At 71.7% G+C, this 20,655-nt stretch carries 19 protein-coding genes; 12 read left to right on the top strand and 7 right to left on the bottom strand.

Annotation, left to right across the window (positions count from 1 at the left end):
• The first annotated feature begins 58 nt into the window (after positions 1-58).
• Positions 59-2,197: a UvrD-helicase domain-containing protein gene (locus AB0G10_RS09300; protein ID WP_360918281.1), complete on the top strand. Its 2,139-nt coding sequence runs from the start codon at positions 59-61 to the stop codon at positions 2,195-2,197.
• Here the strand turns inward: AB0G10_RS09300 and AB0G10_RS09295 are convergent.
• Positions 2,167-2,673: a pyridoxamine 5'-phosphate oxidase family protein gene (locus tag AB0G10_RS09295; protein ID WP_360918280.1), complete on the bottom strand. Its 507-nt coding sequence runs from the start codon at positions 2,671-2,673 to the stop codon at positions 2,167-2,169. The two genes, AB0G10_RS09300 and AB0G10_RS09295, sit on opposite strands and share 31 nt — an antisense overlap.
• Before the next feature lie 700 nt (positions 2,674-3,373).
• Here AB0G10_RS09295 and AB0G10_RS09290 point away from each other — a divergent pair.
• The 5 genes from AB0G10_RS09290 (at position 3,374) to AB0G10_RS09270 (ending at position 8,621) form a co-directional block, all read left to right on the top strand.
• On the top strand, positions 3,374-5,989 hold the full coding sequence (locus AB0G10_RS09290; protein ID WP_360918279.1) for a glycosyl hydrolase: 2,616 nt from the start codon (positions 3,374-3,376) through the stop codon (positions 5,987-5,989).
• A 55-nt stretch (positions 5,990-6,044) separates the two neighbouring features.
• On the top strand, positions 6,045-6,200 hold the full coding sequence (locus AB0G10_RS09285) for a hypothetical protein (RefSeq protein WP_360918278.1): 156 nt from the start codon (positions 6,045-6,047) through the stop codon (positions 6,198-6,200).
• A gap of 107 nt (positions 6,201-6,307) precedes the next feature.
• Positions 6,308-6,811 carry a peptide-methionine (S)-S-oxide reductase MsrA gene (gene msrA / locus AB0G10_RS09280; protein ID WP_360918277.1) on the top strand — a complete coding sequence of 168 codons (504 nt, stop codon included), beginning with the start codon at positions 6,308-6,310 and terminating at the stop codon, positions 6,809-6,811.
• Positions 6,812-7,226: 415 nt separating this feature from the next.
• A complete protein-coding gene (locus AB0G10_RS09275; protein WP_360918276.1) occupies positions 7,227-7,829 on the top strand; it encodes a hypothetical protein in 603 nt (200 codons plus the stop codon).
• Positions 7,830-7,883: 54 nt separating this feature from the next.
• Entirely contained in the window at positions 7,884-8,621 is a 738-nt protein-coding gene (locus AB0G10_RS09270; RefSeq protein WP_360918275.1) for a trypsin-like serine protease, read from the top strand.
• Between the two features lie 191 nt (positions 8,622-8,812).
• Here AB0G10_RS09270 and AB0G10_RS09265 read toward each other — a convergent pair whose 3' ends face one another.
• Positions 8,813-9,442, bottom strand: a complete 630-nt coding sequence (locus AB0G10_RS09265) for a hypothetical protein (protein WP_360918274.1) — start codon at positions 9,440-9,442, stop codon at positions 8,813-8,815.
• A 111-nt stretch (positions 9,443-9,553) separates the two neighbouring features.
• Between AB0G10_RS09265 and AB0G10_RS09260 the strand changes: the two genes are divergently transcribed.
• Positions 9,554-9,997, top strand: coding sequence for a hypothetical protein (locus tag AB0G10_RS09260; protein ID WP_360918273.1), 444 nt, complete (start codon positions 9,554-9,556; stop codon positions 9,995-9,997).
• Between the two features lie 67 nt (positions 9,998-10,064).
• Here AB0G10_RS09260 and AB0G10_RS09255 read toward each other — a convergent pair whose 3' ends face one another.
• From AB0G10_RS09255 to AB0G10_RS09240, 4 genes are read right to left on the bottom strand one after another with little or no spacing between them, the layout of a single operon-like run.
• Positions 10,065-10,688: a maleylpyruvate isomerase family mycothiol-dependent enzyme gene (locus tag AB0G10_RS09255; protein WP_360918272.1), complete on the bottom strand. Its 624-nt coding sequence runs from the start codon at positions 10,686-10,688 to the stop codon at positions 10,065-10,067.
• Between the two features lie 13 nt (positions 10,689-10,701).
• The gene (locus tag AB0G10_RS09250) at positions 10,702-11,751 is read right to left on the bottom strand and encodes a PIN domain-containing protein (RefSeq protein ID WP_360918271.1); all 1,050 of its coding nucleotides are present in this window, start codon (positions 11,749-11,751) and stop codon (positions 10,702-10,704) included.
• Positions 11,687-12,907, bottom strand: a complete 1,221-nt coding sequence (locus tag AB0G10_RS09245; RefSeq protein ID WP_360918270.1) for an MFS transporter — start codon at positions 12,905-12,907, stop codon at positions 11,687-11,689. Before AB0G10_RS09245 ends, AB0G10_RS09250 begins: the two co-directional genes overlap by 65 nt.
• The gene (locus tag AB0G10_RS09240; RefSeq protein WP_360918269.1) at positions 12,904-13,569 is read right to left on the bottom strand and encodes a SprT-like domain-containing protein; all 666 of its coding nucleotides are present in this window, start codon (positions 13,567-13,569) and stop codon (positions 12,904-12,906) included. The genes AB0G10_RS09245 and AB0G10_RS09240 overlap by 4 nt, the downstream gene beginning before the upstream one ends.
• 68 nt (positions 13,570-13,637) lie before the next feature.
• Here AB0G10_RS09240 and AB0G10_RS09235 point away from each other — a divergent pair, with 68 nt between their 5' ends.
• Positions 13,638-14,768, top strand: coding sequence for a PP2C family protein-serine/threonine phosphatase (locus AB0G10_RS09235; RefSeq protein WP_360918268.1), 1,131 nt, complete (start codon positions 13,638-13,640; stop codon positions 14,766-14,768).
• Here the strand turns inward: AB0G10_RS09235 and AB0G10_RS09230 are convergent.
• The gene (locus tag AB0G10_RS09230; protein WP_360918267.1) at positions 14,734-15,717 is read right to left on the bottom strand and encodes an STAS domain-containing protein; all 984 of its coding nucleotides are present in this window, start codon (positions 15,715-15,717) and stop codon (positions 14,734-14,736) included. The genes AB0G10_RS09235 and AB0G10_RS09230 overlap by 35 nt on opposite strands.
• 163 nt (positions 15,718-15,880) lie before the next feature.
• Between AB0G10_RS09230 and AB0G10_RS09225 the strand changes: the two genes are divergently transcribed.
• From AB0G10_RS09225 to AB0G10_RS09210, 4 genes are all read left to right on the top strand, one after another.
• Complete coding sequence (locus AB0G10_RS09225) at positions 15,881-16,786, top strand: MEDS domain-containing protein (RefSeq protein WP_360918266.1); 906 nt, start codon at positions 15,881-15,883, stop codon at positions 16,784-16,786.
• Positions 16,783-17,748, top strand: a complete 966-nt coding sequence (locus AB0G10_RS09220; RefSeq protein ID WP_360918265.1) for a sensor histidine kinase — start codon at positions 16,783-16,785, stop codon at positions 17,746-17,748. Before AB0G10_RS09225 ends, AB0G10_RS09220 begins: the two co-directional genes overlap by 4 nt.
• 156 nt (positions 17,749-17,904) lie before the next feature.
• Positions 17,905-19,068, top strand: coding sequence for a fused response regulator/phosphatase (locus AB0G10_RS09215; RefSeq protein WP_360918264.1), 1,164 nt, complete (start codon positions 17,905-17,907; stop codon positions 19,066-19,068).
• Positions 19,065-20,654 carry an ATP-binding protein gene (locus tag AB0G10_RS09210; RefSeq protein WP_360918263.1) on the top strand — a complete coding sequence of 530 codons (1,590 nt, stop codon included), beginning with the start codon at positions 19,065-19,067 and terminating at the stop codon, positions 20,652-20,654. The genes AB0G10_RS09215 and AB0G10_RS09210 overlap by 4 nt, the downstream gene beginning before the upstream one ends.
• Position 20,655: the final 1 nt, after the last annotated feature.

Here is a 20,655-nt window from a genome sequence, read left to right as displayed (position 1 = left end):
ACGAGAGGAAAGCTACAAATACGGGCGCTTTCGAAATGACGGCCCTACAGTTTCCGCCATGTCGAGGAAACGATCCGCCGTCGACGAGGAACAGGCGTTCCTCGATCTGGCCGTAGCCCGCCGCGACCGCATCGCCGCGCAACTCCGGGCCGAACTCGCCGAGCCTGCCGAGGACGCGGTCGACCATTCCCGCCTGCGGATGCTGCGCCGTCAGCACGAGGAACTGCTGCGCGCCCGGGACGGCCTGGTCTTCGGCCGCCTCGACGGGGACGACGGCACGACATTGCACGTCGGACGGGTCGGGCTGCGCGACGAGGACCCGGACGCCGACCCGCTACTCGTGGATTGGCGTGCGCCCGCGGCCCGGCCGTTCTACACCGCCACACCGGTGGATCCGCAGGGCCAGAAACGGCGGCGGCACATTCGCACCGCGGGTACGGCAGTCACCGGCGTCGATGACGAACCATTTCACGGGGATCATGACAGCGACCTCGTCGGCGAAGGCGCGCTTCTCGCCGCCCTCGACGAACGGCGCACCGGCCGCATGACCACGGCCGTCGCCACACTTCAGCGCGAACAGGACGACATCATCCGCGCCGAGGCGACCGGTCCGCTGATCGTCCAAGGCGGCCCTGGCACCGGCAAAACGGTCGTGGCGCTGCACCGCGTCGCATATCTGCTCTTCACCCATCGCCACATGGCGGAACAGGCCGTACTCGTGCTCGGCCCCTCCCCGCGATTCCTCGACTACATCGGTCAGGTGCTGCCCGCACTCGGCGAGACCGCCGTCGTCGCGGCCACCTGCGACACCCTGCTTCCTGGGATCAGCGCCGGCCGCGACGAGTCCCGGGAACTCTCCGAGATCAAGGGAAGGGCGCTCTGGCAGAAAGCCATTCATGGGTACGTGCGGGAGCTGTACCCAGGACCACGCGACCTACGGCTGCGGTGGGACGGCGACTTCTACGTCATTCCTGGGAACACCGTTTCCTCGGCACTGGCGTCGGCCGTATCGGGTCGTTCGTACCATCAAGCCCGCGCAACCTTCGCCGACCACCTGCACCACAACCTCGCCGACGCGGTGGCGGAACAGCGCGAAGCGCTGTTGGAGGAGATGGAGCACGGGTACGAGGACATCCTCGCCCGCTTCGACCGCGCCGCCGGACCAGCAGGGGGCGCCTCGGAGAGCGGCTCGGAGGTGGATGGGCTGCTGTCCGAGGAGGAGATCGACGAGCTGCGCGAGCGGATCGCCGGGGACGCGGCCATCGCCCGGTTCGTCGCGTCGTGGTGGCCGGACCGCGACCCCGCCTCGATGCTGCGAACCTTCCTGACCGACCCGGATCTGCTACGCCGCCATGCCCCGGAACTGTCCGCCGAGGAGATCGCTCTCGTGGTCGCCGACGCGTCAAGCTCTGCGAACGACATCGCAGGTGGAGATTGGGCGCCGGGCGACATTCCTCTTCTCGACGCGATCACCGACCTGCTCGGGCCGCCGGAGGGCGAGGCGGGGACCGGTGGCAGCGCCGACGCGGCGTCCGGGGCACTCGCTGAGCGGGCTCGGCGGCAGCGCGGATGGGTGTATGGGCATGTCGTCGTCGACGAGGCGCAGGAGCTCTCGGAGATGCAGTGGCAGATGGTCCTGCGGCGGTGCCCTACGCGCTCGATCACGGCGGTCGGGGACATCGACCAGGCTGAGGCTTCGCACCGGCACACCACGTGGGCCGAAGCGGTCGGGGCGGCGCTCGGCGAGCGGTGGACCGCCGCCGAGTTGACCATCTGCTATCGCACGCCGCGGGAGGTCATGGAGCTGACCGGGCCGATTCTGGAGAAGGCGGGGAGTGTCAATGCTCCGCCGCGCGCGGTGCGTTCGTCCGGGATCGAGCCGTGGCGGGTCACGGTTCGTCCCGATGAGCTGATCGAGAGCGCTACCGGGGCCGTCGCCGCGCTGCGGCAGCGCTGGGCCGGCGGGACCGTCGGCGTGGTGGCGCCGGCTGCCCTCGTCACCGGGTTGGTGGGTGCGCTGCCGGGCGTGCCGGTGCTGACCGCCACCCAGGCCAAGGGCCTGGAGTGGGATGCGACAGTGGTGATCGACCCCGAGGGCATCGCCGCCGAGCCGCGCGGGTGGAACGGGCTCTATGTCGCGCTCACCCGGTGCACGCAGGAGCTGGGTCAGATCAGCTTGGCCAGGTCGGGGGCGTAGACCGTCATCCAGTGCGGCCGCAGGCGGTAGTAGACGACCTCGTTCTCCCAGTCGAACGCGTCGCCGCCGTAGAACCCCTTCAGGTATTCGAGCAGTTCCGGCCAGTCGCCGGCGGGCGGGTCGGTGACGATCTCGGCGGTTCCGTGGGTGAACACGCCGAGATCCTCGCCGCGTAGATGGGCGACGCTCGCTGCCGGGCGGGCGGCGAGGTGCCGGGCCTTGGCCGCGTTCCGGGCCGTGCCGAAATACCACTTCCCGTGCAGGAAATGACCGTCGACGGCGCTGATCCGGGGTTCGCCCTTGGCGGTCACCGTGGAGAGGGCCAGGGTGCACATCCCGGTCAGGATGCGGGTCAGGTCGGCGGCTTTGACCGTGGTGTGCTCGGTGACGATCGACCGCAGGTGGGCGGTGGATCCGGCCAGCGAGGCGTCGAGCAGTTTCTGGAGTTCGGCGAGTTCCCCGGCAGTTTCACGCACGACCCCACCCTAGCTGCCGGGACAGGCGTCGAGGTCGGCGCGCGAGGCGGGGCCGCCAGCGGCGGGCATCGAAAGTATTGACGGCGTCAATGGCAGATATTACCGTGGCGTCACGGCCGTGTTATAACGTTTCACAATCGCAACGTGTCCGATTACCGCAGTTTATCGGCCCTAGACGAAGCGCTTCGATTCGTCAAGGGGCTCGATGACAGCAACGCGCATTGAAACGATTTGCGACAGGAGCCGCCGTGCCCCGCACCGTCCTCGCTGCAGCCGATCCCGCCCTCACTCCCGCCGATCTTGTGAAATCCCGCAGCACCGGTGCCGCACCAATCAACAAGATCGCGGGGAAAGGCGCGGGCGAAGGCGAGCGCCCCCCGCCCCCGCCCCCGCCCTCACTCCCGCCGATCTTGTGAAATCCCACAGCACCGGCGCTGCACCAATCAACAAGATCGCGGGGAAGGGCGCGGGCGAAGGCGAGCGAGCGGGCACGAGCGCGTCCTCGACCTCGGCGAGGTGCACAACCTCGCCACGATCACCGTCAACAGCGTCGAACTCCCGGCCGCCCTGCGGCACCCGCGCCCCGTCGACGTGACCCACGCGCTCAAGCCCGGCGCCAACACGCTCACCAAACCGGTAACCCTTCGCACCCGAGCCGCCATCACCGCCACCCTGGAGAGAACCCGATGGAGAGAACCCGATGAAGCGTCGTACCGTCCTGGCCGCCGGCGCGGCAGCCGCGCTGCCCTGGCCGTCCGCACCCGCTTTCGCGCACGGCGTCGAGCCGCTGCCGGAGACCGGCGCTAAGTTCCGCTGGTGGTGGCCGCACGGCCTGGTCGACCCGGCGGAGATCGCGCGGGAGGTGGATCAGGTCGCCGACGCCGGGTTCGCCGGCCTGGAGATCCAGGACGTGCACCACAGCGTCCGCGCCGACCTCGACGCGGCCGGCCACGGCTGGGGCACGAAGCCCTGGCGGGACGCCGTCGAGACGGCCCTGCGCCAGGCCCGTAAAAGGGGCATCACCATCGACCTGGCGGTGGGCCCGAGCTGGCCCGCCGCGGTCCCCGGCATCACCCCGGACGACCCGGCCGCGGCGAAGGAGCTGGCGCACACGGTCACGCCGTTCACCGGCAGCGTCACCGTGCCCAGCGAGCCGGGCCAGTGGAAAGCGCAGATCGCCCGGATCACGAACGGCACCACCCTCGACCCGGCCTCGGTGCGCACGGTGAGCCCCGGGGAGACCGTCACGCCGGGCGACGGGAACTGGCTGCTCTTCACGTACACGATCCGGGGTTCCGGACAGGAACCGGAGGGCGGCCCGCACACCGAGCCGGACTCCTACGTCGTCGACCACTTCAGCAAGGCCGGCACCCGGGCCGTCGTCGACGCGTGGAACGAGCTGATCCTCACGAAGCCGATCCGCAGGCTGCTGCGCGACGCCGGCGGCGACCTCTTCGAGGACTCGCTCGAGCTGGAGAGCGACTGGACGATCTGGACACCGGGCCTTGATGCCGAGTTCGCGAAGCGCACCGGGACCGATCTGCTCCCGCTGCTGCCGATCCTGCTCAACCCCAAGGGCAAATACCTTTATTCGTACGCCGGTGACGACACGAACCACGCCCGGGATGCTCTCAACCAGGTGCTGTCCGACCTCTACCACGAGAACCACCTGATCCCGCTGCGCGACTTCGCCCACTCGCTGGGCCTGAAGCTGCGCGCCCAGCCGTACGGCCTCGCCACCGACGCGATCCGCAGCGCCACCCTGCTCGACGTGGCGGAGAGCGAGTCGCTCGGCTTCAAGAACCTGGACGACTACCGGGTGCTCGCGTCGGCCCGGGACATGGCCGGGAAGAAGGTGCTGTCCTGCGAGGCGGCGGCCTACGCGAACGGCGCCTACTCGACCACCTGGAACAAGGTGCTGCAGACCATGGGCAGCGTGTTCGCGGGCGGCGTCAACCAGGCGGTGCTGCACGGGTTCGCGTACAAGGACGCGCCGGGCGCCGCGTGGCCCGGGTTCGCCGCGTTCTCGCCCTACAACGGCAACGGGATCGGGTATGCCGAGGCCTGGGGTCCGCGCCAGCCGACCTGGCGGCACGCCCGGGACATCGCCGGCTGGTTCGCCCGTACCCAAGAGGCTCTTCAAAAAGGCACTGCCCGGGCGGACCTCGCGTTCTTCCGGCAGAAGGGCTGGACGGCCACCGGCATCGGCGCGCCGTGGGCCACGAACGACGGCATCCCGATCGGCTGGACGCACGGTTTCGTCGACGAGGCGTCGCTGGCTCTCCCGGCCGCGAAGCTCCGCGACGGGCGCCTCGGTCCGCCGCGCTACAAGGCGCTCATCCTCGACGGCGACGCCTTCAGGGGCAAGGACCACACCCTTTCGGTACGGGCGGGGCAGCAGATTCTCGGGCTGGCACGTAAGGGGCTGCCGACCGTCGTGATCGGCAACTGGGCGGACGTGCACCCTCCGGCGCTCCAGCCGATCCTGACGGCGCTGCTCGCGCTGCCGATGGTACGGAACGTCGCCGACCAGACCGGCATCCCGGCCGCCCTCGAGGAGCTGGGCGTGCAGCGGGACGTCGAATACCAGCGGTCGACGCTCATGACCGTGCGGCGGGTGGACGGCGACACCGACCACTACTACCTGGCGAACGCGCGGCACGCGGAGAACCGGACCATCACGGCCATCGACCACGACGTGTGGCTCACGACCTCGTCGCGGTCGTCGGTGCCCGTGGTGGTCAATGCATGGACGGGCGTCGTCGAGGGCATTCCTTTCGTGCGCGACGGTGTTCGGGTGCGTGTGCGGGTCTCCTTGCAGCCGGGTCAGTCGATGTTGCTGACGTTCTCCCGGCGGCGGATCCCGACAACTTTCCGGACATTTACCGAAATTTCCACTCAACTCGACAACTGGGAACTCGAGGTCGAGGACTGGCAGCCCACCGGCGTCACGAAGCAGAACGTCACGCTCACCGCACTGGCCCCCTGGTCGTCGATCCCGTCACTCGCCGACGTCTCCGGCATCGGCCGCTACCGAACCACGGTCACCGTGCCGGCCGCCACGAAGGCCCTGCTCGACCTCGGCAAGGTGGTCGATACCTGCCGGGTCCGGGTGAACGGCCGCCTCGCGCCGCCGATCGACGTTCTCCGGCCGGTCGCCGACATCACGTTGAAGCGCGGCGCCAACACGATCGAGGTCGAGGTCGCCACCACCCTGCTCAACCGCCTGCGCACGACCAGCCCCGCCGTCTTCGGCATCGCCGCCCGCCAGCAGTACGGCCTGCTCGGCCCGGTCACCCTTCGGAGCTACCGATGAGACGTCGTCCCGTCCTGGCCGCCGGCGCCGTGTCGGCCCTCCCCCTGCCGGCGACATGGAGGCCGAGGACTTCGTCGACGCGGCGGTGGCCCTCCCGATCGGCGCCTGGACACACGTGGAGATCCGGGTCGCCGCAACCCTGACCTTCCTGATCAACGGTGACTCGGTCCGGCCGCTGTCGCCTGCTTGTTGCCGCGTCGTGCGGTGGTGATCGAGGTGACAGTGGGACGGGTGGGGGTGGCGGGCATTCTCAGGCGGGTGAAAGCGTTCCGTCGGTGCGGGACGATGGAGCCCACGACGAACGAATGAGGTGCGCACATGAGCACGGAGAAGGCGATCCTCGCCGGCGGCTGCTTCTGGGGCATGCAGGACCTGATCCGCAAGCGTCCCGGGGTGGTCACCACGCGGGTCGGCTACACCGGCGGTCACGTGGAGAACGCGACGTACCGCAACCACGCCGGCCACGCCGAGGCCATCGAGATCATCTTCGACCCGGCGGTCACCTCGTACCGTGACCTGCTGGAGTTCTTCTTCCAGATCCACGACCCGACGACGCTGAACCGCCAGGGCAACGACATCGGCGACAGCTACCGTTCGGCGATCTTCTTCGAGTCCGACGAGCAGAAGCGCGTGGCCGAGGACACCATCGCCGACGTCGAGGCCTCCGGACTCTGGCCGGGCAAGGTGGTCACCGAGGTGACGGCCGCAGGCCCCTTCTGGGAGGCCGAGCCCGAGCACCAGGACTACCTGGAGCGAATCCCGAACGGCTACACCTGCCACTTCCCCCGCCCCAACTGGAAACTCCCCCGCCGAGCCCAGTAGCCAGTTCCCCGGGCGCGCGCCGAACCAAGGCGCGCGCCCGTCCCATGAACACCCCACGAACCCGCAACTCACTCCTGCCCAGGAACGCCCACACCCAGGCACCCACCGTCCCTAGGCAAGCCCCGTTCCTAGGCACGGCACCTCCCGTTCCTGGGCACCGCCGGTCTCCGTTCCTAGGCACGGCGCCTCCCGTTCCTGGGCACCGCCGGTCTCCGTTCCTGGGTACCGCAGGGCTCTCCTCCGAGGCACCGCCGCGCCTCCTTCCTGGGCACACGTCATTCCTGGGCACCGAGCTTCCTGGGCACTGAGCTTCCTGGGCACGCACCGTTCCCGGGCACGCGTCGCTCGTTCCTCGGCACGGGACTTCGGGCGGGTGGGTGGGTGGGGGTGATCGTTGGGCGGGTATTGGTGGGGCGTGGATATGCGCTTCGACGGGTGGATTGCTGGGCTGGGGACCGGCAGCGGGACCCGGATCGTCGTGGGGCACTGGCCCGTCTCGCCGTTCGGGGCGGTCAGTGACGTCATGGTCGAGCATGCGGATGGGCGGCGGGTGCTGCTTGCGCCCAGTGAAGAACTGGGGTGGTTCGTCGCTGACACGTATTCGTTCGACCGGGTGGAGACGGTTCCCGTGGAGGTTCGGCGGGATGGGGCTCGGTGGAGTGTGGATGCCGGGCCTCTGGAGTTGCGGTTCGGGATCGGCGGGCGGGGCGGGCTCGGGATTCTGCTGCGGGCGGTGCCTACGGTTGTGGCTCGGCGGCTTGCCTGGGTGCGGTTGATTGATACCCCGGCACGGCTGCTGCGCGGGGTTCGTACCTATGGCAGCGCCGGGAACGGCCGGCGGGAGTGGTATGCGGCCCAGGACCTTCATCGGATCGTGGCGGCGAGTGCGAGTCTGGGCGGAGAGGATCTCGGCGGGCTGACCGACATCGATCCGCCGGTGAAATTCGGGTTCGGGTCCACGCCGCCGTTTCCCGCGCTGGTCCGGGTCACCACCACGGTCCGGCTGCCGGATGTTTAATGTGGACGGATAACGTGCAAGTCCTTCACCATGAGACGCGCAACCCTCGTACCCATGGCGGTCGTCGCTCTCACGGTGAGTGGCGCGGTGCCCGCTCACGCGATCGCCAACGGTGACCCGGTCCGGAACGGGAAGTTCGGCTTCTCGGTGAAGCTGACCATGACGGGCATTCCCAGGGCGGACGGCGGCAAGCGGGACAGCGCCTGCTCCGGGGCGTTGATCGCGCGCCAGTGGGTGATCACGGCCGGGCACTGCTTCCGGGACGCCGGCGGGCAACGGGTGGAGCGGCCGGTCGCGGACGTCACCACGGCCACGGCAGGGCGTACGGATCTCGGAAGTGATCGTGGCATGGAGACCGAGGTCGTCGCGGTGCGCCAGTCCCCCACCGCCGACGTGGCGCTCGCGAAGCTGGCGGAACCGGTCACCGACGTCCGCCCGATCAGGCTGAGCCGGACCGCCCCGCAGGAGGGCGCCATCGTGAGGTTCACCGGGTACGGGTCGGTGACCAGCGTCAACCCCGTCCCGGAGCAGAGGCTGCGGACCGGCCAGATGGTCGTCGTCTCGGTGACGGAATCGGTCACCGGGATGAGCGGTCACGCGCCGCAGGAGAATACGACGCCCTGCCCGTACGATTCGGGTGGTCCTTTCTTCCTGCAAGGACATCGGGGTCCGGCGCTGGTGGCCGTGGTCAGCAACGGGCCGTCGTGCCCGCACACCGGGGTCGAGCGGGCCGCGCGGACCGACAACATCACCGGATGGATTGATCAAGCCGTGCGGCAGGGGACGCCCTGATGAGGCGGCCGCGGGAGAAGACCATCAGACCCGCGGCGCCGGCAACCGGCGGATCAGGCGGTGGACGATCAGTAGCGGGATGATCGCGACGCAGCAGATCATGCCCCACTCGATCACCCAGATGTTGCGGGCCGGGTCGCGCCAGGGCCCCAGGAGGGCGCGACGGCCTGCACAGGACCTTCACGCGATCTCTACAGCGTCACCCACTCCGTGCAGACGACGTCGTTGTTGTGGATCTCGGTGCCGATGGAGGGGCCGACGCGGCCCTTCAGGCTGGACTTCGCGCCGAACGAGGTGTGCGTGTGCACGCCCCGCCCGCAGGCGCGGATCGCGATGTCGGTCATGGAGAAAGCGCTTGTGTACGTACTGGAGTAGCCGACCGGCACGACCCGCTCGTTCACGGTGCCGAGGCTGATGGTCGCCCCGCCGTCCTGCGAGGTGTCCATCCACGCCGACGGGCCGTAGATCTTGGTGATGTAGCCGCTGCGCCAGTCGTCGTCGAGCGTGATCAGGGCATAGGCGCACTGCCGGGACGGCGAGTAGCGCAGCACCACGTCGGCCTCGTAGTCGTCGACGCCGAAGTCGGCGAACTCCCCCTCGAACTCGGCGTCGGCCCGATCCCACCGGGACACCCCCGTCCGGGTGGACTCGACCATGTCGGGCTCGGCCGCGACGTCCCGGGACACCGCGCGGGTGTCGTCGCAGTGCGGGTTCGGGGCGGCCTGGGCCGGCGCCGCAACGGATGCTCCGACGATGCCGCCGGCGACCATCGCGGCGACAGAGGTGCGGAAGGCGAGGGCTGGGCGAAAACGGACGTCCATGGCGGGTTCCTCTCGGCTGGTTCCTCTGCCTCCGTACACCTGCCGGGGCCGCAGCCGGTTCAGCGGGTCACCCGGAAGGGGTCGTAAACGGTCACGCGATAGGTTTCTCGGGTGGGAGTGACTCTTGAGGACGTGGCCGAGCGGGACGGATGGCGCTGCTGGGTGTGCGACGAGCCGGTGGACGCCGACATGTCGGTGAACGACCCGCGCGGGCCCAGCGTCGACAGCCGGACGGCGGACCGGAAGGCCAAGGTCGCCGAGCGGCTCGCGCACCGGGCCTGCAACAGCCGCAAGGGGGCCGTCAAGGTCGTCATCGCCTGGCCGGACCGGCTGAACGTGATCGAGCCGGCCCCGCTGATCACCGTGGCGGAGCGGCTCGAGCGCAAGGGTGGCCGGGAGCTGGTCGCCCGATGCCCGAGCAGGCGGGACGCGCAGGAGGCGGCCGACTGGCTGGCCGACCGGTTCTCCCGCCTGGTGCCCGGCCTGCCGGTGACCACGAGCGTCGACGCGGGCGGCGGCCAGTTCCTGGTGGCGCTGTCCGCGGGTCGCCGCTGAGGCCGAGGGCCGGGTAAGACAGGAGGCCGAAGGGGCCGGGCAAGGCAGGAAGCCGGGAGGCCGCGGATCAAGGCCTCTTGGCGAGAAGAGGCACACCGTCGCCCACGAGATCCGGCAGGACCGCGGGCCGGCCGGCCAGGGCGAGCATCACCGCCTCCCCCGTGCCGCGGACGACCGGACCCTCGCCCCAGGCCCAGTCCAGGTCGGACGCCTCGAAGCGCAGGCCGGCCGGGCGCGCCTTCGGCGTGAAGCCGACCGCCCGGCCGCCGGTCAGGAAGTCGAGGGAGATTCGCAGGCGGTCCGGGTCGAGGGCGTGCGGGAGTCCGAGCGGCCGGCGGATGTCCTGGCTGTGGACCTGCAGGTCGGTCAGGGCGCCGGGATATCCGACGACCGGCGGCCGGAACGGGTCGGTGGCGTGCCGGCGCAGCAGGTCGGCGAGGTCGGCGGCCGGGCGCCGGGCGGTCAGCGCGGCCAGCCGGGCGTTGGCCCGGTGGATGCTGAAGCCGCTGGTCACCAGCAGGCGGAACGCCGTCAGGTTGGAGGCCGCGACGACCGCGACCAGGTGACCGACCACCTCCTTGGCGGTCCACGCGTCGCACAGGCTGCGGGTGGCGAGCTGCTGCTCGGTCAGGGAGTCGACCAGGTCGGCGAGGCGGCGGCGTTCATCGGCGATCATGTCCAGAATCTCCACCGCCTGGAGGGTACTAACCCTCCGCAGGTGGGGTCAGCAGATAGTCGTCGGCGTCCGGGTTCCACTCCAGCCCGATCATGCCGGCCGTGGCCGCCGCCCTGGCGAACTGGAGGAAGCTCCGGTATCCCAGCTTCTTCTCGCTGAAGTCGGGCGCCATCTTGCGGACCTTGTTCTTCAGGCCGGACAGGGCCACCGGGCCGGACCCGGCCAGCTCGGTCACGACGGCGCGGAGCAGGCCGAACGCCGCCTCCCGGTCGCCGTGCTCGGGCAGCGAGACCTCCGGGTCGCCCTTGCCGGCCAGCTCGATGACGCCGGCGCCGGCCAGGTGGCGCAGCAGCTCGCCGAAGGCGCGGAAGCCGTGGTCGGCCTCGTTGAACGTCGGGTCCTTGCGCAGCAGCGTCCGCTTCAGGGTGGAGGCGGTCACCGCGCCGCTGCCGCTGCGCTGCAGGCCGGAGACGGTCTGCGCGACGAGAGCGGCCAAACTCTCGGAGTCGGAGGGCGCTTCCTCGGAAGAAGGAGAAGAGGTGGCCGGCGCGGGCGAGACGGGCGCCGCCGCCTTGGCCCGGCGGGGACGGGACGGCGGGATCTCCACCCCGTCGAGGTGGTCGTAGAAGAGGAATTCGTCGCAGGCCGGCGGCAGCAGCGCCGAGGTGCTGCGCTCCACGCCCACCCCGATCACCCGCTTGTTGAGGGCGCGCAGCTTGTCGACGAGCGGGGTGAAGTCGCTGTCCCCGGTGCAGAGCACGAACGTGGAGATGTACTCCCGCTCGAACGCCAGCTCCAGCGCGTCGACGGTCATCTTGATGTCGGCCGCGTTCTTCCGGGAGGCGCCCATCCGCTGCGGGATGTCGATCAGCTCGACGTGCGAGCGGGTGAGCATCCGGCGGTCCTCGTCGAAGTAGGACCAGTCGGCGTACGCCCGCCGCACCACGACACGGCCGCGCTCGGCGAGCGCGTCCGCGACCGGGCGCAGGTCGAAGACCATGCCACCGAGGTGCTCACGTGCCCCGATGGCCAGGTTCTCGTAGTCCAGGAACAGGGCGATCCGCTCTTCTTGATCCACGCCGGTCAGCGTACCCACGGCGGAGGATCAGCAACCCGGCCGTGGCCGCCACCACCTGGACGGCGGCGATCACGGCGAGCAGCAGCCCCGAGCCCGCGTGCGAGAGCAGGCCGCCGGCCGCCGCGCCGGCCGCCGCCGAGGTCACCTTGATGCCGGCGCCGAGCGTGAACACCTGCGTGCGCATCGAGGACGGGGACTCGCGGTCGCGGACCGAGAAGAGCGCCACCGTGACCGGGCCCATCAGCAGGCCGGCCAGCGCGATCACCGGCCACGTGCCGGGCAGGAACGCCGGCGGCAGGAACGGGACGGCCATCGCCGCCGTACACAGGAGCAGGGTGCGCTCGGGGTGCCGGTGCACCACCGGGATGCGGGTGGTGAGCAGCGAGCCGATCAGCCCGCCGACCGCCGTGACCGCCATGATGAGGCCGGTCAGCGGCGGGTCGTGCCGGGCCGTCGCGATCGCGGCGGCGGCGAGCGGCAGCGCCCCGAACCCGAACTGGCTGATGCCGGTGGCGGCGGTGACGGCCCCTAGCCGTGGCCGGCGGGCCATCACCACGAACGCGGACAGCGGCCGCACGGCACGTGTCCCTCGTACCGATGAAGGGCTGGACCCCAGCGGAAGGGTGAGGAAGGCCGCGGCACCCAGCAGGGCGAAACCGCCCAGGGTGACCATCGACCAGGCCGCGCCGGCGAAGCCCGCGACCAGCGCGGCGAGCGCCGGACCGGCGATGCCCGCGACCGAGTAGGTGGTGGCGTCGAAGCCGAACGCGCGGCCGGTGTTCTCCGGGACGAGCTCGCGGATGAGGCTGCTCAGGCCGCCGAAGAGCAGCGGCGCGAGGCAGCCGCCGACCAGCAGCAGCGCCGCGGCCGCCCAGGTGGCCGGGCCGACCAGCACCGCGGCGCCGGTCAGGGCCAGCGCGTAGGCGACGAAGGCGGCCAGGTAGAGCGGCTTGCGGCGGCGGGCCCGGTCGGCGGCGGCGCCGGCCAGCGGGGCGGCGGCCACGTGCGGGACCATCAGCGCCGCGACGAGCAGGCCGCCCACCGTGGCGCTGCCGGTCTGGTCCAGGGCGAGCAGCACGATCGAGACGCGGGCGCCCTCGTCGGCGAGGCGGGCGCCGATCGCGGCGGCCAGGTAGCGCGGGAGGACCGGGATCACGCCGGGACGTCCTCCACCATGCTGAACGGCGCCCGCAGCAGGCCCGCTGCGGTCCTCACCTCGTAGCGCGTGCGCCCCCGCTTCACGATGGTCCCGACCAGGCCGTGGTAGCGCCCGCCGCCGGTGAGCCGGACCCGCGCGCCGACCGGGAGCGTGACCGCGGACGAGGAGAGCCGGCCCAGCTCGGCCAGGTACGACGGATGCATCGGCGCGGGCGCCCCGTCGTGCGTCCAGTCGAACACGGCGGCCGCGTCGAACCGGGGCGAGCAGTCGAGGCAGGACCGCACCCGGGTGGGCCGGCGATGCGCCGTGGTCCGGTGCCCGGCCGGGCACACCCCCACCCACCGGCCGTCGATCCGTGGTGCCTCCGCCGGCACGCACCGCATCCCCGAGCAGCCGATCCGCACGGCGATCCGGCGCCACACCCGGTCGTGGCCGTGCGCCGGACCGGCCAGCGCGTGCGCGATCTCGTGCAGCACGGTGTCGGTGACCTGCTCGACGCTGTACAAGGCGGTGAGCGGGCGGGACAGCCCGATCACCCGGCGGCCGTGATGGCACACCCCGGCCCGGGTCTTGGCGTCGTCGAAGGCGAACGTCCAGCCTGTCAGCCCGTGCCGGGCCATCAGTCCGGTCGCGAGCGCACGGGCGTCGGTCGATTGCACCGTGCCAGGTTACGCAGGAGGCATGAGGAACCGGCGGATTGGGGAAGTGACGGGTGATGTCCGCGTCGATGGAAGCCGTTCGCCGGCTCATGGATCTGCGGCACCGCGGCCGGGCCGAGGACCTGCCGCAGGTGCTGGCCACTGCCGCGCCCCTGCTCGACGCGGCGTCGGTGACCGTGCTGCTGGTCGACTACGGTCAGCTGGCCCTGCATCCGCTGCGCGGGTCGACCGGCGCGTCGATCGACCTGGAGGGCACCGAGGCGGGCCTCGCGTTCACGACGGCGCAGCCGCGGTGGGCCGACGGGTGCGTGTGGCTGCCGCTGCTGCACGGCGCCGAGCGCCTCGGTGTTCTCCAATTTCAGACGAAAAATCCGGATCTGCACGATTTGGAGATCATCGCGGCCCTCGTGGCCGAGCTCATCGCGAGCCGCCGCTTCTACGGCGACGCCGTCGAGCACACCCGCCGCCGCATGCCGATGCAGCTGGCCGCCGAGATCGTCTGGAACCAGCTGCCGCCGCTCACCTTCGCGGTCGACGGCACCATGGTCACGGCGGTCCTCGAACCCTGCTACGAGGTGGGCGGCGACGCCTTCGACTACGCCGCGAACGGCGACACCCTGCACGTCGCGCTCTTCGACACGGTCGGCCACGGGATGAGCGCCAGCGCGCTGACCACGCTGACGCTGAACACCTACCGCAACGCGCGCCGCTCCGGCCTCTCACTGCTCGACACCTGCCGCTCGATCGACAAGTGGATCCGCTCGCAGTATCCGGGCGCGTTCGTCACGGCGCTGCTGGCCGAGCTCGACATGGCGACCGGGACGTACCGCCGGATCAGCGCCGGCCATCCCGCCGAGCTCTTCCTCCGCGACGGGCGCGCCCTGCCGCCGCTACCGACCCCGAACGGGCTCCCCCTCGGCCTCGGCCACATGCTCCCCCGCCCGCCCCGGGTGATCGAGGAGCAGCTCCGGCCGGGTGACGCGCTGGTCCTCTACACCGACGGCATCACCGAGGCCCGCGACGCCGCCGGAACCCTCTTCGGCGTGGAGCGCCTCGGCGACTTCCTGCTGCGCGACCTCGGCCGCGGCATCCCGGCCCCGGAGATCATGCGGCGGCTGGTCCAGGCCATCGTCTCCTATGAGGAGGGCGAGCTGCGCGACGACGCTACCGCGGCCATGCTGCAATGGCGCCGGCATTAGACCATCTTCGGTACGCCGGAGTCGCCTGCGCAGGGTGTGATCCTTCTTCGACGACCCTGAGCGTGGAGGGGACGGCGAGCCGTGCCAGCACCGCCCGCACGCACGGTCCCGCGATCAGATAGCACTCGATGCCCCGCACCTGGCACTGCTCGTGCACCGCGAAGACGGCGCGGACGCCCGCCGCGGCCAGCACCTCCAGCCCGCGCAGGTCGACCACGACGGTGTGCGGCGGGCCGAGCCCGGCCAGCGTCCGCCGGACCAGACCGGTGAAGAGGGCGGCCGTCCCGGCGTCCAGCGCGTCCCGGACGGTCACCGTGGTCCGGTCCGCGACCGACTCGACGCTCATCGGCGCGTGCGCCCGCATGTCCGCGACGTGGGCCAGCGCCTTGCCCACGCCGGCGACCAGCCGCGCCTCGCTGTGGCGGCGGCCGGGTCCGCGGTAGTAGAGCGTCAGCAGGCCGAGGACCCGGCCCTCCCCGTCGTGCAGCGGGTGGCAGTGCATCGCGCGGAAACCGGCGTCCAGCATCGGCCCGCGGATCGCCAGGCCGGCGAACGCGGCGTCGCCGATGTCGTCGATCACGGCGGGCTCGCCGGGCGGGTGGTCGAGCAGCGACGGCGGCAGGCCCCGGTGCCGGACCAGCCGCATCGCGTCGCTCACCGGGTCGCGGACCCGCAGCTGGCAGGCGTCGGCGCCGGCGACGCTCTGCGCCGCCACCATGACCGCGGCGTGCACGATCGTCTCGTCGGCGAGCGCGAGGAAGTCGTCGGCGCCGAGCGTGTCGGCGTCGCTGCGCAGCCGGAGCCGGAACGCGCTCAGGATCGCGCGGCGGCTGGCCCTCATCTCCGCGTCGATGAGTCCCTGCTGCACCCGCCCGCGCTGGACGGTCACGGCCAGCATCGGGTCGGGCGGCCAGTCCGTCCCCGCGGGGCTGTGCGGTCTATCCGGCATGGCAGCCGCGTTCCCCGTAATGCCCGGTTGAACCGGTCGGGCTCGTGCCGATCTCCCATCCGGATCGCCGGAGTCGCCATCGGTGTCGCCGGGACGGGTGAGGCTATGCTGGCACCAGTTTCGGACGAATCTCTCGTACTGATCCGATGGCGGCGGAGTAGGTATGACGAGCACCAGGATCTTCGAACGACTGCAGCCGGGCGACCACGTCTGTGTGGTCGTCGACGACGACGCCCAGCAGGCCCGCGGCGTCGCCGGCTACATCCGGGCCGGTCTGCGGCAGCGGCAGCGCGTCGTCTTCTACGGTGACCATTCCGACCTGCTCGAGCGGGAGCTCGTGGCGCACGGCGTCGACTCCGCGGCGGCGAGCGCCGCCGGCCGGTTGAAGATCGTGGCGCCGCACCGGTCGTACCTGGCGTCCGGCCGCTTCGAGCCGGAGGCGACGATCGAGGCGTGGCGGGTGGAGTCGGCCGCCGCCGAGGCCGACGGCTACCACGGCCTGCGGGTCGGCGGGGACATGTCGTGGGCGTCCCGGCCGCTGCCCGGCGCCGACCGCCTGAGCTGGTACGAGGGCCAGGTCAACCGGGTGTTCGCGGACGGTTTCATCACGGCGGCCTGCTTCTACGACCGGGGGCTGTTCACCCCGGCGTTCCTGCGCGAGGTGGCGGGCGCCCACCCCGGTTCGACGGGCGCCGGGTCCGGGGAGGACCTCGCGCCGCAACTGCGGATGATCCGTACGGTGGATCCGCCCGGTCTCCGGCTCGAGGGCGAGGCCGACCTCGTCAACCGTGCGGCGCTGCGCGCGGTGATGCGCTCGCTCGCCGAGGACACCCCGGACGACGGGCGGCCGCTGACCGTCGACGTGTCCGGCCTGCGCTACGCCGACGCCTCCGCGGCCCGGACGCTGCTGCACCCCGCGCTCGTGTCCGGCCGCCGGGTGCGGCTGACCGGCTGCTCCCGGGTGCTGCGCCGGGTGCTGGCCTTCCAGGGCGCCGGCTCGGTTCCGGCCTTCACCATCGAAGCGGCGAGCCAGGACGCGGCGGCGGCGTTCGAGGAGGCGCGCCCATGACGGCCGAGGCGCCCACCACCGAGCATGCCGAGGCGGCCGACGCCGAGTTCGAGCATCCGGGCCTGCTCTACCACGACCCCGACGAGTACGTGAAGGTCACGGCCGCGTTCGTCGAGGAGGAGGTCGAGGCGGGGAACCCGGCGCTGGTGGCCGTCCCCGGCGCCAACCTGGTGCTGCTGCGCGAGGCCCTGCGCGACTGCGGCGACGCGGTCACCTTCGCCGACCTGGCGGTGGCCGGCCGCAATCCGGGGCGGATCATCCCGGAGCTGCTGCTCAGGTTCGCCGACGCGCACCGCGGCCACCGGATCGCCGTCGTCGGCGAGCCGATCTGGCCCGGGCGGACCGCCGTCGAGTACCCGGCGTGCGGGCTGCACGAAGCCCTCATGAACGCGATCTTCGCGGGCCGGGACGCCACGGTGCTCTGCCCGTACGACGCGACCGGCCTCGACCAGGACCGGCTGCGCGACGCCTGGCTGACCCACCCCGTGATGATCACCTCGGGCGGCCGCCGGCCGAGCCCGTGGTACGCCGACCCGTTCACGGCGGCCGCCTTCTTCAACCGCCCGCTGCCGCCGGTCCCGCCCGCCGCGGTGACGCTCCCGTTCAGCGTGGTAGGCGAGCTCGGCCTGATCCGGCGCTTCGTCACCGGCCACGGCCGCGCGGCGGGCCTGCACCCGGACGCGCTCGACGACCTGGTCGTCGCCGTGAACGAGCTGGCCGAGAACACCATCCTGCACACCCCGGCCGGCGGCACGGTCGCCCTCTGGTGTGAAGACGGCGTGGTGGTGTGCCAGATCGACGACACCGGGCAGCTGACCGACCCGCTCGCCGGCCGGATCCCGCCGCCGGTGACCACCGAGGGCGGCCGCGGCCTGCTGCTCGCGAACCAGCTCTGCGATCTCGTCCGGATGCACGCCCACCCGGCCGGGACCAGCATCCGCGTCCACATGGCGCTCGGCTGATTCGATATTCGCCGAAACGGGTAAGGGCGCGCGAAAACATTTGCCACCCGCCAATTGTTTCGCGCTGCCGAACGGTCATACTTCATGCGCTGCTCCACGAGGAAAGGGCCCGGCCATCCACCACATCGACAGTGCGCGCGTCCACGAGGGACAGACGTGACGACGCTGTCCGTGGCCGGGCCGGAACGTCTCCGCGTCCTGCTCGTGGAGGACGACACCGGTGACGCCTTCCTGGTCGGCGAGCTGCTCGCGGACAGCCCCGGCACGTTTGACCTCACCGTGGCCGGCACCTTCGCCGAGGCGCAGACCCTGCTCGCCGGCATCGACTGCGTCCTGCTCGACCTCGGCCTGCCCGACGCCGAGGGCATCGAGGGCCTGCGCAAGCTGCTCGCCGTCGCGGGCGACGCCGCCGTCTGCGTGCTGACCGGCCGCTCCGACGAGCACCTCGGCGTCGTCGCGGTGGCCGAGGGCGCCCAGGACTACCTGATCAAGGGCCAGGTCGACGGGGTACTGCTGGCCCGGTCGCTGCGCTACGCGGTCGAGCGCCGCCGGGCCGACGAGAACGCCCGCCGGCTGCACGACGCCGAGCTCCAGCAGGCCGAGTCGGCCCGGCTCGAACGCGGCCTGCTCCCCCAGCCGCTGATGAGCACCGACGCGGCCGCGGTGCACACCTTCTACCGCTCGGGCCGCGGCTCCGGCCTGCTCGGCGGGGACTTCTTCGACGTGGTGCAGACCGGCCCGCACACGCTCCAGGCGATCGTCGGCGACGTCTGCGGGCACGGCCCGGACGAGGCCGCGCTCGGCGCCGAGCTCCGGGTCGCCTGGCGGGCGCTGATCCTGGCCGGGGTGCCGGCCGGCAACGTGCTGCCCGCCGTCGAGCAGGTGCTGGTCAGTGAGCGCCGGGCCCGCGAGGTGTTCACCACGATCGCGATGACGACCGTCGACCTCGCCGCGAACCGGGCCACCGTCCGGCTCGCCGGGCATCCCGCGCCGATGCTGCTGACCGGCGGCGACGCCGCGCCGATCGCGGCGCCGGCCGGGATCGTGCTCGGGGTGCGCCCGCGCCCGGCGCCGGTGTACGAGACCGCGCTGCCGGACGGCGACTGGTCGCTGCTGATCTACACCGACGGGCTGATCGAGGGCCACACCCCGGACGGCGGCAGGCTCGGCCAGGCCGGGCTCGCCGACCTGCTGCGCGCGTCCGCGGACGTGCCGGTGGAGGCCGTGCCGGAGTGGCTGGTGAACCGGGCCGAGCGGGCCAACGGCGGTCCGCTCGCCGACGACGTGGCGATGCTCCTCATGACAAGGAAGGGTCGATGAGCTGGTTCTCCCTGCGCTCCTGGACACTGCGGCGCCGGGTCGTGGCGCTGTTCGTCATAGCCGGGATCCTGATGGCCGGCCTCGGTCTCGTCGCCGTGGTCATCACCGCGGACAGCAACCGGAACCTCGACGTCATCCTGGAGAAGACCGGCCCGATGCGGGTCGCCGGTGAGGAGCTGAACGCCGCCTACCTGGACCAGGAGACGTCGATCCGCGGCTTCGCGCTGAGCGGCTCGGCGCAGAGCCTCCAGCCGTACGAGCGGGGCCGCCAGGCCGAGCGGGAGCTGCTCGCGCAGATCGAGTCGCTGAACGCCGAGGACGGCCACGCGGCGATCGCCGAGGACCTGGGCCTGGTCCGCGAGCTGGCCGCACGCTGGCAGGCCGACGTCGCCGAGCGGGTCATCGCCGGCGTGCGGTCCGGGGACACGTCGCAGCAGCTCGACGAGGCGGCGAGCACGGCACGCTTCGACGACCTGCGGGCCGGGGTCGACGAGCTGCGGGCGGACATCCTCGCCCTGCGCAACGAGGCCGCGGCCGCTGCCCGTCGTACCGGGAAGATCTTGATCGTCCTGGAGATCACTGCCGCGGGCATGGTGATCGTGGTGGGCGCGGCGATGCTGCTGCTCCTCGACCGGCTCGTCAGCCGGCCGGTGACCACCCTCGCCGGCCAGGTGCGCCAGGTCGCGGCGGGCGACTACGACCGGCGGATCGAGAGCGGCGGTTCCCCGGAGCTGCGCGGGCTCGCCACCGACGTGGACGGCATGCGGCGGCAGATCGCGGCCGAGCTGAGCCAGGTGCGCGAGGCCCGCCGGCAGGTCGAGGCCGCCAAGGAGGAGCTCGAGCTCAAGGCCGCCGAGCTCACCCGCTCGAACCGGGATCTCGAGCAGTTCGCCTACGTCGCCTCGCACGACCTGCAGGAGCCGCTGCGCAAGGTCGCCAGCTTCTGCCAGCTGCTGCAACGCCGGTACGCCGGTCAGCTGGACGCCCGCGCCGACCAGTACATCGCCTTCGCCACCGACGGCGCGCAGCGCATGCAGCGGCTCATCAACGACCTGCTCGCGTTCTCCCGGATCGGCCGGCTCACCACTGGTTTCCGCGGCGTCGACCTGAACCGGGTGATGACCGAGGCGACCTCGCAGCTGGCCGCGCGCACCGGCGACGACGCCCGGATCACCTGGGACGAGCTGCCGGCGGTCAACGGCGAGGAGCCGATCCTCACCGCCGTCTTCGTCAACCTGATCGGCAACTCGCTCAAGTTCCGCCGCCCGGACGTGCCGCCCGAGGTGCACGTCTCCGCGGTCCGGGACGACGACCAGTGGAAGATCAACGTGCGGGACAACGGCATCGGGATCGAGGCCGAGTACGCCGACAAGGTGTTCGTCATCTTCCAGCGGCTGCACCCGCGCGATGCCTACGAGGGAACCGGCATCGGGCTCGCCATCGTCAAGAAGATCATCGAGTACCACGGCGGCCGGATCTGGCTCGACCTCGACGCCACGCCGGGCGCGTCGGTGTGGTTCACGCTTCCGGCGGCCCCGGGCGAACCGGACGAGACCGAGCTGATCCCCGAGGCCGCCGCCGTCTGAC

It is taken from the genome of Actinoplanes sp. NPDC023714, from assembly GCF_040639855.1.
Classification (GTDB): Bacteria; Actinomycetota; Actinomycetes; order Mycobacteriales; family Micromonosporaceae; genus Actinoplanes.
The sequence above is the reverse complement of the archived record's forward strand: the minus strand, read 5'-3'. Positions and strand labels throughout refer to the sequence as shown.

Excerpts from the sequence above, each read along its gene's own strand:
- AB0G10_RS09300 (WP_360918281.1), top strand. The coding sequence starts at position 59 with ATGTCGAGGAAACGATCCGCCGTCGACGAGGAACAGGCGTTCCTCGAT.
- AB0G10_RS09290 (WP_360918279.1), top strand. The coding sequence starts at position 3,374 with ATGAAGCGTCGTACCGTCCTGGCCGCCGGCGCGGCAGCCGCGCTGCCC.
- AB0G10_RS09285 (WP_360918278.1), top strand. The coding sequence starts at position 6,045 with ATGGAGGCCGAGGACTTCGTCGACGCGGCGGTGGCCCTCCCGATCGGC.
- msrA (WP_360918277.1), top strand. The coding sequence starts at position 6,308 with ATGAGCACGGAGAAGGCGATCCTCGCCGGCGGCTGCTTCTGGGGCATG.
- AB0G10_RS09270 (WP_360918275.1), top strand. The coding sequence starts at position 7,884 with ATGGCGGTCGTCGCTCTCACGGTGAGTGGCGCGGTGCCCGCTCACGCG.
- AB0G10_RS09265 (WP_360918274.1), bottom strand. The coding sequence starts at position 9,442 with ATGGACGTCCGTTTTCGCCCAGCCCTCGCCTTCCGCACCTCTGTCGCC.
- AB0G10_RS09235 (WP_360918268.1), top strand. The coding sequence starts at position 13,638 with ATGGAAGCCGTTCGCCGGCTCATGGATCTGCGGCACCGCGGCCGGGCC.
- AB0G10_RS09230 (WP_360918267.1), bottom strand. The coding sequence starts at position 15,717 with ATGCCGGATAGACCGCACAGCCCCGCGGGGACGGACTGGCCGCCCGAC.
- AB0G10_RS09225 (WP_360918266.1), top strand. The coding sequence starts at position 15,881 with ATGACGAGCACCAGGATCTTCGAACGACTGCAGCCGGGCGACCACGTC.
- AB0G10_RS09220 (WP_360918265.1), top strand. The coding sequence starts at position 16,783 with ATGACGGCCGAGGCGCCCACCACCGAGCATGCCGAGGCGGCCGACGCC.
- AB0G10_RS09210 (WP_360918263.1), top strand. The coding sequence starts at position 19,065 with ATGAGCTGGTTCTCCCTGCGCTCCTGGACACTGCGGCGCCGGGTCGTG.